Here is a 16160-nt window from a genome sequence, read left to right as displayed (position 1 = left end):
TTATTTACTCCCGCCAAGAGCTGCGCAGGCATCCGGCGTGGTGCCGGTTTTCAGGCCTGCCCAGCAGGTTTCGAATGAAAGAAAATCGGTCTGGAGTGCGCTTACGCCCGTCTGCGTAATGCTGTTGCCGCTTTCGATAGAGGTTTCCAGAGACTGGATTTCATTAAACACGGTCTGACTGGCTGCCTTGGCAATAGTCTTTTGCGTGTCGGTTAATGCCACACCGGGAACCTTGCCTGCCATCACATCCGGCATAGGGTTGGCCAACACATGATAAGCGCTATCCACATCATAAACAGCCTGACGCAATTTGCCCTGCGCAGTATCGGCGCAGGCAGCCAGAAGAGGCAAAAGCCCCAGAGCAAGAAGTGCTTTTTTCATTTCGTATCGTCTTTCGGAATGGTGACAACAGAACCCGGCCCAGCCTTGGGCGGTTCAGCTTTGGAGGACGCTACGCCTCGCAGCATGACGGCTGCGTTGGCAGCGTACTTCCAGTTGAGAGCAAGGAAGTTGATGATCCGGTACACTAGCCACAACTTGCCAGACTGATTGGCCGGAAGCGGAATTAGGGTTGCCGCAAATCCTGCAGAAGCAAACACAGCACAGGCATACAGCACCCATGTTGCTTCCGGCTGCGGCAGGGCAGCAATAAGCGTGGGCATAGACAAGCCCGCGGCAACGGCCTTTGCTGTCTGGGCAATGTTGGCTTTTACGGGTGTGTCAGCCATGCGATGCCCCTCCACGCAGACTGACAGGAAGCGTGTTCACCTCGACCATCTCAATCACGAGGTTTCCGTTGGGGCTGCGATGGATGTCGCGGCGCAGTTCGGCCAGAACGATATCGGCGGTGCGTTTGGCTATGCGCTCGCATTCGGTTTCGGTGAGAAACACCGTCTTTGTCCTTTCTAAGTAACTGCCACGCCAACTGGCGCATAAGAGGCAGGAGAACCCGCCTCATGCATTGATGGCCTGCAGGAATAGGGATGTGTTTGCACTGGCGTTCGCCTGCCCTAACACCGTGTTGTAATGCTGCTTGTGATAGGCGCTGAGGGCGTCGGCATTGTTTGCATCAGGTAGCGGCGCTGGAACACGCAGGTATTTCACACGTGCCATCAAAACGGCATACCGCAGGTTCCAGACCATCACGCTCGCATCAGGCAAACCAGAGAGGCCGCACGTTGCGAGGATGTGGTTTGCGGTATCCTGTTGGTAGCGCAGGTAATTTACCCAGCAGTCGTCATGCGTTGCGGGTTCCATTTGCGCGATACCAAGGGCAGGCCCCCTGACTTGCTCCAGCCAAGAGAGGTCACTTTCAACAAGGCAGGTGCCGGTTAGCAAATTAACTGCTGCCTCACCGTCAAGCCCAGCCCCTGCAAGCGCAGGCTGCACAATGAGGGATTTAAACTGAGACAGGTTTAGTCCGGTCATGTCGCCTCCATTTCACGCGGGGGCAGAATGAACTGCGTTTCCTGCGGCTGCGGTGTGGGCTGTGTGGGAACATCCCACGGTTCGCGCCAGTGCAGCCATTTTACCCAGATCGTGCTGGCTACCTCCTGATCTGAAAGCAATGTGGATCCAACCGCAGCACCAAGTGTGCAGAAAATCCCCACAATAACCGCCAACTTTTTCCAACGCCGCAAACCGTCTTCTGCCAGTCTGTTCCGCTCTTCCTGCGCACCCGTATGGGCCGCCAGTTGGCGGGTAAGGTCAGAAAGCTGGATACCAATCCGATCCATTCCGGCATTTGTAGCTTGCTGGCGGGCGTTACCTTCTGCCCGCACAGCCGCAATATCTCGGCTGATGCTATCCAGCTTGCCATCTGTCACGTCCTGCCGCCTTTCTACGGCGGCAAGGCGTTCTTCGTGATCATCCAGACGTGCGTGCACGCCATCAGCAACGCTGGGGGTGCCCGCGCTCTGTTCATCAGTCATTCAATTTTTCTCAGTTTTTTTTGCGGTTTTACCCGACAACCAGGCCGTTTTGTTTCAACACACGGCGGATTTTTGTTGCCATGTCCTGCACCTCAGTCTGCGTCATAGCGCGCTGGAAACCGGCCCAGAATGAGAGTTTTGCACCCAGACACGGAGCGTTGCCGTTTTGTGCATCATACGAGCTACCAATGAGGATATTTGTATTGGCAACATTATACCCCGTGCCCATCGCGCCCGCAGACAGAGCGTTACCCGGCGCGTTGGTCAGGTCGTAAAACGTGAGTGTTTTTGTCGAGACTGTTTGTGTCAGCGCCAACAAAATGGGTGTTTCAGAGATCGGGAGTGCCGCAGTAGGGGTGAAAATCTGATGCAGCGTGCTCCAGCCTGAATACGCTCCCTGAGAGTATCCCTCCCAACGAAATGTATTTGCGGATTGTGCATTTGCCTGAACGCCAATCCCCTGCAATGTTGGGCTACCGATAATATTGCCAAACGGGATAACGCCGCACATACCTGCTGTAACCGGATTTCCCTGAGCGGTTGGAGACGTTGTGGCGTTAAAAAAATCTGCTGTTACAACAGCAAACGCAGTAAAATCCGAACCGCCCGCTAGATTGCTGACAATCTCAGATTTAACGTTATCAATAACAATATTGTTTTGGTTGACAGCAATGCTGCTCTCGCCTGTAACAGTCGGCGCTTTTGCACCTGCGGCCTGATTTGTCAGGCTGCCTGTAATGCTACCCGCGCCTGAGCGATCGCCAAACACGTACCAGTCAGTAATTGTGCTGTCGCCTGCCGGATCAAATCCGACTGATCCCGCAAATGATGCACCCGCGATTGTAAGAGATAGTCCAGCCATTTTTATACTCCGAAATGCGGAATTGGGTTACGGATACATGTGCCGTGCTGCGGATTAGACGGCACCGTTAATAGTTTTGGTGTTGACCATTTTCCGGTCAGCACATCGGGCCATGCGCCAACAGCATCGCTGTAAGAAATACCCGCGCCCTGAGCGTCGATGTAAATCCTAAACATTGTGTTCCCGGCAGCATCTTCGCCCAAAGGCATCACGCTAGGCCCCTCGACACCACTGCCCCATCCAGCCCAATCGCCTGTTGTCAGGACTGTGTATGGGCCTGTGGGTGCAGATGCTGTGGCAATCTGGATCTGGCGGGCGCTCTCGTCCTTGAAAAACAGAACCCAGCGGTCTTTGTAATAAAGCGGGAAACTATCAATGACGTTCGAATACCCGGTCAGCGAAATAAGCGCCGGTGTTGACCAGTTAAGTAACGTGTCGTCGGTTGGGTGCGTTTCGTAAATCTGGCTTGCCGCAGAGCCAATATCGAGATGCACAACAAGCCGCAAAACGCCATCTACTGGATTATGAAACCACTCCGGAGCCCACGTCTGATGAGACGTAACGCCGCCTACCGTGCAAATAACGTCAGTCACAAACGACCAGTGCCGCCCGTCTGTTGACGAATAAACGGAAAACCGATCCTGATACCCGTTGCCAAATGAGCCTGCCGTACAGGCCAGCAAAAAACGCCCGTTGTGATACGTAATTGTCGGATCACGCATTGTGTGTGCGCCGTCAAAAATCAACTCTGTTGGGACATGCTGCCACTCAATGCCGTTGTCGGATGAGAGCATGACAAGACCTTCGACACCGCCAGACTCTAGACCCGCTTCCGTTGTTTGAAACGCGCCATAGAGAAAACGGCCAAATACAGGCTGTAACTCGTATTTGCTCTGCAATGCATCAACAACAGCATTGTATTCGCGCTGGCTCAACGCGCGTTGCCAGATCAGCAACTCGCACAGGTCGCCGGTAAAATAATCTGTTAGAGCGCCAGACGCATTATACGTGGCGCCAATCGTCCCAGATTTTCCACCGGGGGCCAACACTGTAGCGGCTGGGGATTTTACACACGGGATGCTGTGTGTTTTTCCGGATGCCGTGGTGACTGTATCGTTAGAATACGTTGCACCAAGCACCTGCCAATGCCCGAGAGCACCGGATACGCGGGCTGCAAACTCTGTACCAGATACGCTGGTGCCGATCTGATAGCCTTGTGCGCGAGAAAATCCACCGCTAACGCCCATGGGGATAAAACCACGCAATGCCCATGCCGGTGTGCCAGCAGTGGCGCTGTCGCACGCAACAATTGCAGGTTGCGCTGAGCCTGCGGTAGTTGTGTTGCGGTACACTGCGATTACGGTGCCCGGAGTAAACGGCAGCGCGTGAGAGAGAGCCGATGCACCGTCAAAATGGATCGCTGGCAGATCACCGATTGCGTTTGCAATTTTAACGGGATTGCCTGCTGCAAATGCCGCGCCCCACGGCGATGCCGTTTTACCGCTCCACGACTGCACAGTACCAGACGCAGCGCACGTTAGCCCACTTGCTGCGTCTAGCCACAGATCAGGAGCGGTCTCTACAATAACCGGGTCTGTGTCTGGCAGGCCGATATCGAGATAGGTGCCATCAGAGCCGACCAGACGTAGCGGTGCATTCTGGTCTTCTGCGACTTGCAGAATAGAGCCATCAGGTAACGTGAGATTGAGAGCCAGCATATTGCCCGAAAAATCAATCTCAAATGCAACATTGCCGGTGTCGTCAGAGATGGAAAACCCCGTGCCGCCCGCAGATAGCCTGTGATCGCCCACCCCCAGCGCATTGATGGCCACAATTTCTTGCGCTACAGCAGCCCATCCGGCGCGGGCAAAATATACCCATTTGCCGCCCGTGAACCACGCGCCATCGCCCACTGACCACGCGGCATTGCCATCTAGGTTTGTAGTCCCGGCGACTGAAACGATATAGAGATCGCCCTCAGCACCGGTGCCGCTGGCTAACGCGGGGGAGTTTGTCGCAGCATCCCAATAGCCGCGGTATTCCAGCGGCGCAGATCCGGACAGAGCGGCTGTCAGCAGCACTTTGGCCGCGTTAGCATCTGCCGTTACGCCTGCAACTGCGTTTTGAGCGCTGGTGGCTGTATCGTTAACACTGGATGCAATAGTTGCAACCTGCACGCCTGTTTGTGCCGCCTGTGCCGCGCTTGTCGAAGCTGCTGCTGATGCTGTCTGGGACTGATTGGCTGATGTTTCTGAGGCTGCCGCATGCGTGGCGGCCTGCGTGACGTACTGGTTTAGCGCAGAGCCAGACAGCGCATCATCCAAATCAGCCGTTTTTACAACGTCTGATGGTAGTCCGGCCTTAACAATATTGGCAGGTGTCGCAAGCTGCGCTTTGCCGCTAAATACGCCTAAAATACTGTCTGCCGCGGCAACGGCTTGCGCTTCAGGCAACGACGAAATCGGCGTACCACTTTGCGTGGTCGCCGTTGAATTAGTTCCTGACATGATAATTCCGATTATTTATGCAAAAAGAAGCGGATTTCCGTTATCGTCGAGCAGTATTGACGCGTCAGAATCACGCATAGCGTTAGGTGGAACGGGCGTCCCATCCGCGAGGGTGGGAACGGGGTTGGGGGTGCTCGCCACCCCGCTTACGATAGCAAGCAAAACGTCTTGGGATATTATGCGACCTTGCTGCGTCGTTATTTCTACACTGACTGTCTGCGTAGTCCCCGGCTCTCCCCCGCCGAGAAAGACGCACGCCAGCCCGTTTACAACGCTGCACCACGACACAGCGAGATCTGTAGGCCGACCCTGAGATGTCGCGACAGAAGCCTCAACTTGCGCGATATAATCACCTGTGCCGCAAAGAATTCCAGATGCGTCAAGTGAGAAATCAAAATTGTCAGAGCTCGATTTGGGAGCCCACGAAATCGATATAATGCTCGCCACAAGTCCACGCGCACGCAAGTTTGCGGGCTCAGGTATTGCGATAGTTCGCGCGCAGGCAGGTTGCCATATTGGCGACGGGACTGGCGCTATCATGCTGGGCCAACAGCCAGAAAATTAACACTGGTCGAGCCGTTAGTCTGTATCTGAAACCCCGTTGCCGTCCAGCCACTCAAAACAGAAACAGGATCATTACTCCCATTTGTGAGGCCATGACTGATAACAATAGTTGTTGGAGTGCCTGAAAATGCCTGCGGAAATGTTATATCGTGCACGCCGCTGCCCTCAACTGCAACGACAAAATCCTGCATGATTTTACCTGCGGACAGCCCGGTGACATAATTTCCCGCTGGCTGTTTTGCGCTCACCTGCGCTTGCAGATTGTTGTCAGCGTTTACCCGCGCAGTGGTCTCTGCTGTTACGTCCGCATACCACGCTAACGCCGCGATCTGTGTATTGCCAGAATACGCAAAATACGCGCGCCCATCAGACGGATTTATACAGAGAGATGTGCCGGAAATGGCACCGGAGATACCAGTATTGGTGTTCGCAACATACCCTGAAAGGTCAGACTGGAATGCAACAAGCCCTTTTGGTGTCGTGATATTTCCGTTCCATGCGTAAAACCAGTTATACAGCGTCCCTGCACTATCGTATCCGCGCATATTGATGCCGGATTCATTGTTGCTGCCGTCATTAAGGACATCAGTAACGCATAGATTACCAGAGTATTTAGGCGATGCGTCCCCGCCCGGATTACCGAACGATACACCGCAAACAGTCCAGCGTAGTTGCCCAGATGTGGTGCTGCCGCCCCAGCCTGCACCGTATCCACCCCAAAACCAGCCTGCGCTGTATTGCGAGCCCGTAGACTTATCTCCGGATTTTTGCACGTATGTAGATTTAGCAATGGCAGCGGTTAGGTAACCGTCAAACAAACTCCTCCAAGTTGCACCGCTAGCGCCGGGCGTTGTGACGTTACTGTCCGCAGTTGACACCCAAAAGAGGCCGGGCGTTGATCCCGACACAATAGCGCCAGCAGGATAGCCGCCGATAGACTGGGCAAAGGTGGCGTTAAACGGGCCAACGTAACCTGCCTGCAGAACCTGAATGGCGCGCGATAGGCGGTTGAGAAACCCGTTCATATCTGCGCCGCGTGGTGGCGATCCGCCAGCGGCACGGTCAATAAAGGTCTCTGGAGGAAAGCCTAGCGCAATGCTGGCACTCCCATCTCCTGCCGTGGGTTGCGTATCTGGAACGGTTGCCAAGTTCCCAGATGCTGCCGACGCCGCAATGAGAGCGTTAAAAAGCCCCAGATCATCAGACTGTTTCATCAAGAAGCACTTTTTATTGAATAGGAGATTGCAACACCGGCTGGCCGTGGCAGCACGCCAGAGTTTTCGATGATGGAAACCTGCACGTCAGTCGGCACAAAATTGAACACGTAAGTCATGCTCATATTGCTGTTGTCCTGCACATAGGCATCCCCCTGTCCCGCAAAGAGCGTTGTTAGGATCTTGTTGATTGAGAAGACCGAGCCGTCAGTTATGTTAGCTAGTGCCTTGGCTTTTATGAGCTGGCGATATCCATCATCAGACAGGATGTAATTGTCTGTTGCCGCATTCCCCGCGAAGAAAGGAGCGCTGTTAAACCCTTCTTCCGTCAGGTCATTCGCTTCGGAAAATCCAAAGTATTTACTGGAAGTGACCTTGAGAACGCGGCTGACACCAACAATGCGCCCCCATACATCAAGCCCGTAACCTTGCGCAGTATCTAAATCCCAGACATCCGCGTACCATGCATCTATCAGGGGGGCTGGGTCTAGCGCTTGGTTCCAGCCCTCAATCAAAGAGCAGATGGTCGGAGATGATGAATATTGAGACAGTATTGTTTGCTGGACGTTTTGCATGTCACGCAATTGCGACAGTGATGTTTGCCGCCTCTATGGTGGGAATCTGATCAGCCTGCATTTGCAGGGTAAACCCGGATGGGTTGGCTGCTGTGCCTATGGTTATTTCGACAATCTGCACCCATGACCCCAAGGCCACTATGGGTGCATAATACCGACTGGCAAAAAGCAAACTGGCAATGCGTGCCCGCGCCCCTCCATCTCCACCGTTAAAGGCTGAGATGATAGCCGCCTGCACATCTGACGTTGCCGTTGACGGAACAGAGGAGCTACTTTTAAGCGTTACAGAGATGTAAACTGGTGTGGGTGTGGCGCGCGTAAACTGCACTGTATAGCTTGGCGCTGTAGTGTATCCGCTATTGGGATCAGTCACTGTCACGCTGCTGGTGCCAGTATAGCCGCAACCTGGCGGCTTTTTGCTTAGGATGGCGCGCGCAATATCTTCATCCGCACCGCCATTTACGCATACAAACAAGCTATGCGCCGCGATGGAAACACCGTTGGTTGTTTCCGCAGCATCAGTGCTGTTGTCGGTCACATATGCGTCCGTTACGCCGCTAACTGCCTCTACCGCACCAAGAACCGCGTCCAGAGAGCCAACGGAATTTGCCGCAACGCTTTCCTGCCTGCGCTGCTCGAACTCCACTCGGCTTTCTTCATCGGAGCCTGTTACCCCAGCAGATGGGTTTGTAACGGATGATAAGCCCACCACGGACTGATAAACCGATACACTGCTCGAAGCGCATTCAATCGCGCCTGTTTCCGTGCAGGAGAATGTTCCTGTGCCCGTGCCCGTCGCATCAATCGTAATGGCACCATCTGCCGCATACGTCTTCCCATTGCCGTCCTGAATGAGCGTTCCTTCTGGGATAACTGTTCCGGCCGCACCTGTGCAGGCAACAGTCACGACCGTTGCAGTCGCTCCGCGCCGCGTCATGAAATACAGCTTACCGACGGCATCCTGCATCCGGCCTGACGCCCGATCAGGATCTACACCGTTAAAGAGTGCAAGCATCTGGTCATACGCATCACCGATAATGGCAGTGAGCGACATCGCCAACTGCCCTTGTGGCGTGGAAAGCGCGGTATTCAGCAGATTCCCAAAAGCCGCGTTAATATCTGCCAATGCGCCTGACAGCATATCGCTTTCGGATGGCGCGACAAATCCAGCATCAGTAAAAGATGGGGCTGGGACTGACGTTGTGCCTGTTTCAGAAGCTGACACTAGACGTGCTCCCGCTGTCAGTCGTGAAAAGAATAAGCCCGGAGAGCTGACGCGACGCATTCATTTGAGAAAGCACGCATTTTACAGACGCCACTTCTGGGACTGCCGCGGCCACCTGCTCAACATTCGAACGGAATACTGAAACCGACTGGTTCCTGCCCAAGATTTTATTGAGATAGGGCAAGCCTAAGGCAGTATTATACCAACATTCGCCTTGGAATACGCGCACAGCAGAAGAAATATCCTGCGCCGTGGCGTAAGGCGCAGACGCAACGGCAATGTTGCCCGAAGCATCAACAGCCAGATCCCACGCTGTGCGGTCAAGAAGGAGGGTAGATGCCATGATACCAACAAAAAAGCCGCCCCATGCGGAGCGGCCTAATTACAAAACGGGCGACGATAGAGAGAGAATGACATAATCCGCATGCGGGTACAAGCCTATTCTGGTTTGCCGGTTGCTCCGCTGCCTGTTTGCACGCCGCCATGCGTATGGCTTTGCAGGCTGATACCCCCTGCAGTCACATCACCTGAAACCTTAACATTGCAGTTAATTTCGCAATCTGCTGCGTCAACGATGAACTTCCCAGCCGTTTTAACATGCACGTCACCCCCAACCCAGCCGATGTATTCCTCTGGCGCATCGTTCAGATAACCCCCAACATAAAGCGCATCGGCCATATCATGCTGCCGGTATGACCCCGGCGCTGATGCCGTGCGATTGACTTTCGCACTGGAAATATCACGCCCGCAGATGATGGCTGCGCCAATATCACCCTCTTGGGGATCACAGATAAACGCACGCTTCCCACCCTGTATGCGCAGGTATGGCACATTGTAGATAATCTCATGCGGGACAACGTTCCCTTGACCGTCCTGCTGATGCACAATCGGCCAGATATCAACATACCCAACAGGGTTAAGGCCTGTGCTGCGTACAGCCTTAACCTGCACAAGTGTATCAGCCCCCATCATGGAGAGCGCACGGCGAATAACTGCATTTGTGACGTTGAAGTCACTCGCAATATCCGATGGCTGCATAGAGCCAACAGTGGGTTTATCTTGCAAAGCCACTTACCTGCCCGGCTATTTCAGGCCGCGCAGCCTCAATAAAGGTGAACCAGGAGCCGTTCTCTTCCTCAGTCTGCAAATCATGCTGCAGACGCAGCACAACCCACTGGCCATTGGACGGCGGATAGATATTCTGGGAACCATCAACAGAACGCATCTGACCGTAGGCATTTACCCACGCTGCTGGAGAATACTGGCTGCTGAGCTTGAACGTATCGTGAAATGCAATTTCAGGGTTAAAGACTGTCCGCAGTGTTACGCCATACTGGCTGTAGCTGGGGTATCCTATCAGCCCGGTAGATGAGGATATCTCCAGAATTTCACTTTCAGTCGATGATGTCACCCCTGCTGGCCACGCCGAAAGAACGCCAAACCCCAAATGGTATTGAATGCGAGTGGCCGCCTGTACGGCTGCAATCTGTTCCAGCGCACACCCCTTGTAGGTTACACCGCCCTTGAGAACGGATGTAATACCGTAATTGCGGAACGCAAAACCGATCTTGCCCGCTATGGTTTCCAGAATGGTGGCGACAGGCACATCATTACCAAAAGCCGTGGCAGACACTGATGCAGAAGCGGCATCTACAGTGGATTGCGCGTTGACGATAAAGGCAACATTGGGCGCACCACTGAAATCTGCAAAGGCTTCGATCACTCCGCCAGCGAAGACAAGGGCCTTTTTCTCTCCGCGATTGCCTGCCTTTACTGATACCGTATTCTGGCTCTGGCTAACGATACCCGCCTGAATAACAGAGAGCCTGTTCATATCAGACAGTTTCATGCCCTCGATACGCAGGGCGCACATCATGCCCGTTTCATTGGAAGCACTGACGACCTCACAGGACACACGATGGCCTGTTATGGTCAGCGTATTATTGGCGCCGTCTGCAAACCCGCCCTGATCCAAGGTAAACGTGACCTCGATCTCGCGCTTTTTGATAGCGTCAGACATTCTGGCCTTCCTGATAAACCAGCAGATACCGCGTGCCTAAGGCGCTATATTCCGGGTCTGATGTGCCCTGCGTATCCACGAAGGTAAAATCACCCGGGAAACCAAAATACGCTTCCCGCACCAGCCACGTTCTATCCTGACATAATACGCCAGCCACCTTCATGGTGCCGTTTAGCCAGATATTGGCATACAGGCCCGTGCTGCGCTGCTGGATATCAAACCGTATTGTCTGCCCGGAAAGCGGCGTTTGTAACTTCTGAAAAGCAACCGCATTGAGAGGGATAGTGTATGCGAATGACATTAAAATATCCCCGTTGGCGTAACCGCATTGAGCGCATCATCATCTGCGCCTTCTGACTGCACATTCCCGCCGTTCTGTGCTGCCTCTCCCTGCGGCTGTGCAGTTAAGGTGTATGCAGCTTCGGCGCTCACCCTTACCTCTTGCAGGAAGACCTCTGCCGTAATCATGGAGGCACCGCGCTCTGATGCACGCCGGATGTGGTATCCCACCACATTGACGTTGGTGTATTCCCCCTCAGGCGTTACCACGCTGTAAAGATTAAGGTCTGCCGTAAGCTGTTCCAGTGTTGCGACAAAAATGCTTTTGAGAGTTGCCGCTTGGGAATTTCCGCCCACACCTATTCCGCTCAGAAGATCTTCAATCGCACTCGCGCTGCCGTAATCAAAAGACGATCCATCGCAGACCATCTCGACAACATATCTGCCCGGTATCCTGTTCTTGTCATACGTGGTGAATGCGCCGTTTTCTATCGGTGCCGTGGACAGCATATAGCTACGGTTAATATCTACCCCACGCACATGCGCAGAGGTCAGAACGGCATCTCCTGCCTGCGTGAAAATACCCCACTGGCTGGCCGCGTTCTGGATGAGGTATTCATCCAGCATTGTGCCAAGCAGCGTGGAAGCAGATGCCTCAACGCCCGTAGAGATGGATTGCCCAAGAAGCGCGGGTACGCCTGCCGCAGCAGGAATATCCCAGATTTCAGGCATGACGACAGGAAGCAATGGCATTGCTTTAGACTTTCATATTTTGGGTAATGGTACAAGAGAAAGGCGACCCAAAGGCCGCCCTCTCTCCTAACGACTACAAGGCATGAATATTAATGGGTTGTCACAATGCGAGCTGTTGTGCAGAAACGTTCCCAAGGCTTGTAATGACAATGGGAACCTGGTGGATTACAAATTAGAGTCATGCTCCGCAGACAATAACGTCTGGAATCATGTAAAATCATGCTGGCGGAATCAGTGCGAAGATCTTGACGAAGATTTCGATTTTTATGCACAATCCTCTATGTCGGTTCTAGACGATTTGGCCCTTAGCCCATCCAAGAATGCAAAGGTCTTCGTACTCTATCGCGAATCGAATGAAAAAAAAGAGCCCCTTGTGATATTCCAGGCGAATTCGACCCACCTTCCGGGGTTCGATGGACGGGTATTGCGAATTCGCCATATGGTTATGTCTCCGAATTATGATTACGGAGATGTAAATAAAGAAGAATATAAAGAAATATTAGCAGAAACTTTCGCACAGGCAACTGCGTTAGCGGGAAGCGAACTGGAATCGAAACACGTAAAATTTCACTTTCGAACACCGTCAGACCTTTACTTTTTCCGTGAAATGAGACCTAGTCTGGAGGAAGAAGAGGAAATTAAAGATGTCAAGGCCTATGGAGCTTGGATTTCTTTCTCTCTCGTTGTTGCCGAAGCATAAGGGGCATTCCATGCTGAACACATTCCGGGGCATTTTCGACAGGGCCATTGATCGGGCGATCAATGAAGCCGGAGTTGACGCGCTTAAGCGAACCTCTCTTTTTGGTTCTAACGATCCTGCCGCGATTAAAAACGAAGGCATGGCAAAAGCCGCCTGACGCCTCTTACGCCTTCCGGCAAGGTAGCCCCTCTCACTTCAGTGAGAGGGGTTTTGTTTTTTGAGTCAAGCTAAAGCCTTCTGCCGGACCTTTACCTCCTGTGGCTTATAAGTCCGGCCTACCCGCTCTTCTTCTTCAAGATCGTGCCAGATTTGAGTGATGGCTCTTGCTCCTTCTTTTAGAAAGGCTTGTAGCTCTGGCTTTGTTCTACGGAAGTTGCATCTAACGGTTGGCGCAGTAAGGGATGCATTAAATAATGCCTCCCCAATTTCCGCATCGCTCATTCTCTCAAGGTTCCGTCTCTCAAACGCTTCCGGCACCTTTGCGAACACACCAGCGTTGCCACCCCCGAAAGGGTGGCTGTCCGTTACGGCGCTTACGCTGGTGTTTTCGTAAAAGGATGAAGGAGGCTCACAATTACATGCTTCCATTTCAAAGCCTGCTGCGAGCCACGCCCTCCTTTACGCACCTCATCAAAGAGCCGCGCATGAGGTTTCCCCTTTTCCGTTGGCTCATAAGCTGCGGATGAACTGCCCCCGGACACTTTTACCTGATACCCCTGCTCAATAAGCAGCTTGTTCATGGCTTGCCCGCTTAAGCCAATCTCCTTACCGAGTTCTGTCACGGTGTAGTAATTTGCCTCGGTTGGCGTAGGGCGGCTGTCCAAGCCAAGGGCTGGCAGTGGGTTTTCGCCGCACTTATTCAAGCAATACCGGCCTGCGTGTGATGCCGCCTGATTATCATCCAATCCAAGTTCCTTGGCGATGCCGTAGCCAGTCTTGAATGTTGCAAGCATCGGCGGCTTGCGGGGGCGTTTGGGTTTTGGGGTGGCGTTGGGTATCTGGCCGCGCTCATAGCTATCAAAGCGATGGATGATCTCAATGGTGATGTCAGTTGCTTCCACCGTTTCAGACTTGGCCGTGATAAAGATCGCCTGCTTACGGTTTAGGTAATATTCTGTGGCGTTACCGCCGTTTATAACCCGTTCCACCGTGGAACGGGGGCCGATCTTGTCCAATTCTGGTAGGTAGCGCTTAATCAATTTCCGGATCATGCGGGGAGCAGCGAAACCAAGCCGCTTTGCAAGATCGGTGTCAAGGATGCGGAGTTCGCCCTCGCGCATTGAAGGCGTGATAAGGTTTGTGCTATCATTTGTCATAGCGAATATTTCCTATTCGTTGTGATAAGAGGCATCAGAGCGGTTCCCCAACCGAGGCTCTGGTGCCTTTTCTTTTTCCATCTCCTGCCGAAGCAAAAAGATAATATGCGCTCCCCGGCTTCGCTCAGCCTTTGGTGCCGCTTTGTCGAGCCATTCTCTGACATCATCCGGCATGGGGATTTTGAAGTGAACTTGTTGAGCCATATCTCCCTCATTGGTTATGGCCATTATATAGCCTTATCGTGGCCGTATTCGTCAAGGAATAAAATGAGCATTATATGGCCATGACAGACGAACTACCCGATTCTCTTTTCAAGCTACGTCTCACTGGCCCATTGCGGAAGCGCCTTGAGAACGAGGCCGCAAAGCGTGGTCTCACGCTGACGGCAGAGATTCTGCGTCGTATTGACGAGACCTTCTCTGATAGCGCCGAGAAAATCGCGGCATTAGAGCGCGAGGTCTTTGATGGAGAGAGGGGCAACGCTGCCCTGCTAGAGTTTTGCCGATATCTAGATGATGATCTTAAAACTATTCACGGTTGGGTAGACGACTTGCGGTGGCGCGCTGGCGTTCTCCCAGAAAATAAGGACTGACTCCCCAACCCCACCCCGTACGGGCAAACTCTGCGGGCGGTGATTCTGCGCCGCATTTAGGAGTGACCCATCATGTCTAAAAATCTTGAAGTATCTCTGGTATCCGTCGAAGAAGGAGATCATCCACTTACTCCGCTCGAAACCACCCCGTGTTATTATGTTTCCTTCAATATACCATTACTTAATTCTATTATAAAAATTGAAGTTTTTAAGGATCAAATAAAAAGTTACGCATCCATAATACCATTGGCTCAACATCTTTTATCACTAAGATTGAAAAATCTTAGTGATAAATATGAAAATTATACTCTCAATGAAAAACAATTGTCTGATTTAATCCTCAGGAACTAATCTTCCTACATCGTCCATCTTAAATCCTTTGGGCGGGAAACTACACGGGCTAGTTTTCCCGTACAACTCGCCCGCACAATAACGGCGGATAGTCTCGGCAGTAGCAGCCAAATCATCTGCTGAGACTCCCGTACCTTTGTGGAGTTCAATGGCTTTTCCCATAGCCAATTCGTGTGCGAGTGACATATTAACCCCTTTGTTTAGGAAATGTGCATGAGTGAGAAAGACAGTAAACCGGAGTCTAAACCCCAACAGCAGCCACAGGGCGGATTTTCCAGAGACCCCAACCGAATACGCGCTACCAACATGAGGGTAGCCGCACACGATTCAGCCGATCATATACCCCAGCATGTTTTGGATGCGCTGCGTAAGGCCAATGGAGGGGAGAAAAAATAACCCCGTAACCGGCGTTAGCGCAAAGATTACCCATGCTGCACATAATGCTTTCTGGCGCTTTTTGTGCTTTCGCCGGTTCTGCGCGTAATGCGTATCCAGCGCATCAGATATAGAAACATCCAGTTCAGATTGATTTGATACGCCGCGTTTGGAGCATAAATCCTCAATGTCTGATCCCGTAAGGGATGGCGGAAACATTTGCGCCGACATCAGGATATAGATACACAAAGTAGAGACCACAGCATTGCCAAGAACTACAACGCCTGCGGGCCAGATAAACTTGTGATCTGTGCCTACCAGAACGCCAATACTGGCAATTTCTATAGTTACTGACCAGCCAAGAATGGAAAGTGCCCTATCTTTGGTTTTGTAAAAAGCATCAAAACCAGACTTGATTGACGCCTCTGCACATTTGCGCATTTCTTTTGCAAGCCAATCTGGTATGGGCGCCTCCGGCATTTAACGTCCTTTCATTACTTTTGCAGCTTAGTACCAATGACCACGGAGTACAAGGAGGGTGACTCCCAAATGTTATGCGGTACGGGTATGGTGCGCCTTTTTGGGAGGGGTATAGAATGCGGGATAACCTTCAAACATTACCGCAGAGCAGTTTTTCTGTATGGCATTGGCTGATCGTATTATTCGTTTTCATGGGGATATACTGCCTCCCCTTCTTTGTGGCATGTTTCCGCGATTCTACAAAAAAAGTGGCTGTTTTCGTAGTGAATTTATGCTTTGGCTGGACGCTCATAGGCTGGATTATTGCCTTCGTTATGGCCGTATCTTACGAAAAGAAATCTGATTACAAATTACGTATTGCCGCAATGGAAAGAATTGCGCGGCGGTAATTACTTGCCCCGCCCCCTTGTGACTT

General features: G+C 52.4%; 25 protein-coding genes. 5 read left to right on the top strand and 20 right to left on the bottom strand.

Features of this window, described 5'->3' with window-relative positions; genetic code table 11:
* The 16 genes from WG31_RS02055 to WG31_RS01985 form a co-directional block, all read right to left on the bottom strand.
* The gene (locus WG31_RS02055) at positions 1-381 is read right to left on the bottom strand and encodes a hypothetical protein (protein WP_063353489.1); all 381 of its coding nucleotides are present in this window, start codon (positions 379-381) and stop codon (positions 1-3) included.
* Positions 378-728: a hypothetical protein gene (locus WG31_RS02050; protein WP_063353488.1), complete on the bottom strand. Its 351-nt coding sequence runs from the start codon at positions 726-728 to the stop codon at positions 378-380. Before WG31_RS02050 ends, WG31_RS02055 begins: the two co-directional genes overlap by 4 nt.
* Positions 721-891, bottom strand: a complete 171-nt coding sequence (locus WG31_RS15755; protein ID WP_167348729.1) for a hypothetical protein — start codon at positions 889-891, stop codon at positions 721-723. The genes WG31_RS02050 and WG31_RS15755 overlap by 8 nt, the downstream gene beginning before the upstream one ends.
* A 63-nt stretch (positions 892-954) precedes the next feature.
* Positions 955-1428 (bottom strand): hypothetical protein, encoded by a 474-nt coding sequence (locus WG31_RS02045; protein WP_063353487.1) that lies wholly within the window; start codon positions 1426-1428, stop codon positions 955-957.
* Positions 1425-1931, bottom strand: a complete 507-nt coding sequence (locus WG31_RS02040) for a hypothetical protein (RefSeq protein ID WP_063353486.1) — start codon at positions 1929-1931, stop codon at positions 1425-1427. The genes WG31_RS02045 and WG31_RS02040 overlap by 4 nt, the downstream gene beginning before the upstream one ends.
* Positions 1932-1959: 28 nt before the next feature.
* Positions 1960-2793 carry a hypothetical protein gene (locus tag WG31_RS02035; RefSeq protein WP_063353485.1) on the bottom strand — a complete coding sequence of 278 codons (834 nt, stop codon included), beginning with the start codon at positions 2791-2793 and terminating at the stop codon, positions 1960-1962.
* 2 nt (positions 2794-2795) lie between these two features.
* Positions 2796-5300, bottom strand: coding sequence for a glycoside hydrolase family protein (locus WG31_RS02030; protein ID WP_157884485.1), 2505 nt, complete (start codon positions 5298-5300; stop codon positions 2796-2798).
* A gap of 15 nt (positions 5301-5315) precedes the next feature.
* Positions 5316-5840, bottom strand: coding sequence for a phage fiber-tail adaptor protein (locus WG31_RS16285; protein ID WP_063353483.1), 525 nt, complete (start codon positions 5838-5840; stop codon positions 5316-5318).
* Positions 5837-7078: a hypothetical protein gene (locus WG31_RS02020; protein WP_063353482.1), complete on the bottom strand. Its 1242-nt coding sequence runs from the start codon at positions 7076-7078 to the stop codon at positions 5837-5839. The genes WG31_RS16285 and WG31_RS02020 overlap by 4 nt, the downstream gene beginning before the upstream one ends.
* Positions 7078-7653 carry a DUF2612 domain-containing protein gene (locus WG31_RS02015; protein WP_063353481.1) on the bottom strand — a complete coding sequence of 192 codons (576 nt, stop codon included), beginning with the start codon at positions 7651-7653 and terminating at the stop codon, positions 7078-7080. The genes WG31_RS02020 and WG31_RS02015 overlap by 1 nt, the downstream gene beginning before the upstream one ends.
* A gap of 1 nt (position 7654) precedes the next feature.
* The gene (locus WG31_RS02010) at positions 7655-8878 is read right to left on the bottom strand and encodes a baseplate J/gp47 family protein (RefSeq protein WP_063353480.1); all 1224 of its coding nucleotides are present in this window, start codon (positions 8876-8878) and stop codon (positions 7655-7657) included.
* Positions 8865-9221 carry a hypothetical protein gene (locus tag WG31_RS02005; protein WP_063353479.1) on the bottom strand — a complete coding sequence of 119 codons (357 nt, stop codon included), beginning with the start codon at positions 9219-9221 and terminating at the stop codon, positions 8865-8867. Before WG31_RS02005 ends, WG31_RS02010 begins: the two co-directional genes overlap by 14 nt.
* 95 nt (positions 9222-9316) lie before the next feature.
* Positions 9317-9949 (bottom strand): baseplate assembly protein, encoded by a 633-nt coding sequence (locus WG31_RS02000; protein WP_408736578.1) that lies wholly within the window; start codon positions 9947-9949, stop codon positions 9317-9319.
* On the bottom strand, positions 9933-10898 hold the full coding sequence (locus tag WG31_RS01995; protein WP_157884484.1) for a baseplate hub protein: 966 nt from the start codon (positions 10896-10898) through the stop codon (positions 9933-9935). Before WG31_RS01995 ends, WG31_RS02000 begins: the two co-directional genes overlap by 17 nt.
* Positions 10891-11199: a phage baseplate plug family protein gene (locus WG31_RS01990; protein WP_063353477.1), complete on the bottom strand. Its 309-nt coding sequence runs from the start codon at positions 11197-11199 to the stop codon at positions 10891-10893. Before WG31_RS01990 ends, WG31_RS01995 begins: the two co-directional genes overlap by 8 nt.
* Entirely contained in the window at positions 11199-11930 is a 732-nt protein-coding gene (locus tag WG31_RS01985; RefSeq protein ID WP_157884483.1) for a hypothetical protein, read from the bottom strand. The genes WG31_RS01990 and WG31_RS01985 overlap by 1 nt, the downstream gene beginning before the upstream one ends.
* Positions 11931-12210: 280 nt before the next feature.
* Between WG31_RS01985 and WG31_RS01980 the strand changes: the two genes are divergently transcribed.
* Positions 12211-12630: a hypothetical protein gene (locus WG31_RS01980; RefSeq protein ID WP_157884482.1), complete on the top strand. Its 420-nt coding sequence runs from the start codon at positions 12211-12213 to the stop codon at positions 12628-12630.
* A gap of 10 nt (positions 12631-12640) precedes the next feature.
* A complete protein-coding gene (locus WG31_RS15450) occupies positions 12641-12787 on the top strand; it encodes a hypothetical protein (RefSeq protein WP_157884481.1) in 147 nt (48 codons plus the stop codon).
* 65 nt (positions 12788-12852) lie between these two features.
* On the opposite strand, the gene WG31_RS01975 is transcribed toward WG31_RS15450, so the two are convergent.
* From WG31_RS01975 to WG31_RS01965, 3 genes are all read right to left on the bottom strand, one after another.
* The gene (locus WG31_RS01975; RefSeq protein ID WP_157884480.1) at positions 12853-13071 is read right to left on the bottom strand and encodes a hypothetical protein; all 219 of its coding nucleotides are present in this window, start codon (positions 13069-13071) and stop codon (positions 12853-12855) included.
* A 92-nt stretch (positions 13072-13163) separates the two neighbouring features.
* A complete protein-coding gene (locus tag WG31_RS01970; RefSeq protein ID WP_063353473.1) occupies positions 13164-13946 on the bottom strand; it encodes a hypothetical protein in 783 nt (260 codons plus the stop codon).
* 12 nt (positions 13947-13958) lie between these two features.
* Complete coding sequence (locus WG31_RS01965) at positions 13959-14174, bottom strand: hypothetical protein (protein ID WP_063353472.1); 216 nt, start codon at positions 14172-14174, stop codon at positions 13959-13961.
* A 50-nt stretch (positions 14175-14224) separates the two neighbouring features.
* Here WG31_RS01965 and WG31_RS01960 point away from each other — a divergent pair, with 50 nt between their 5' ends.
* Together WG31_RS01960 and WG31_RS15445 are read left to right on the top strand one after the other, a co-directional pair.
* Positions 14225-14539, top strand: a complete 315-nt coding sequence (locus WG31_RS01960) for a hypothetical protein (RefSeq protein WP_063353471.1) — start codon at positions 14225-14227, stop codon at positions 14537-14539.
* Between the two features lie 72 nt (positions 14540-14611).
* Positions 14612-14890, top strand: a complete 279-nt coding sequence (locus WG31_RS15445) for a hypothetical protein (RefSeq protein WP_157884479.1) — start codon at positions 14612-14614, stop codon at positions 14888-14890.
* 327 nt (positions 14891-15217) lie between these two features.
* Here the strand turns inward: WG31_RS15445 and WG31_RS01950 are convergent, their stop codons facing one another.
* A complete protein-coding gene (locus WG31_RS01950; protein ID WP_063353469.1) occupies positions 15218-15745 on the bottom strand; it encodes a hypothetical protein in 528 nt (175 codons plus the stop codon).
* Positions 15746-15861: 116 nt separating this feature from the next.
* Between WG31_RS01950 and WG31_RS01945 the strand changes: the two genes are divergently transcribed.
* On the top strand, positions 15862-16134 hold the full coding sequence (locus WG31_RS01945) for a superinfection immunity protein (protein ID WP_063353468.1): 273 nt from the start codon (positions 15862-15864) through the stop codon (positions 16132-16134).
* Positions 16135-16160 lie beyond the last annotated feature (26 nt).

It is taken from the genome of Acetobacter oryzifermentans, from assembly GCF_001628715.1.
Lineage (GTDB): Bacteria > Pseudomonadota > Alphaproteobacteria > Acetobacterales > Acetobacteraceae > Acetobacter > Acetobacter oryzifermentans.
Note: the sequence above shows the minus strand (reverse complement) of the source record. Positions and strands in the feature narration are given on the sequence as shown.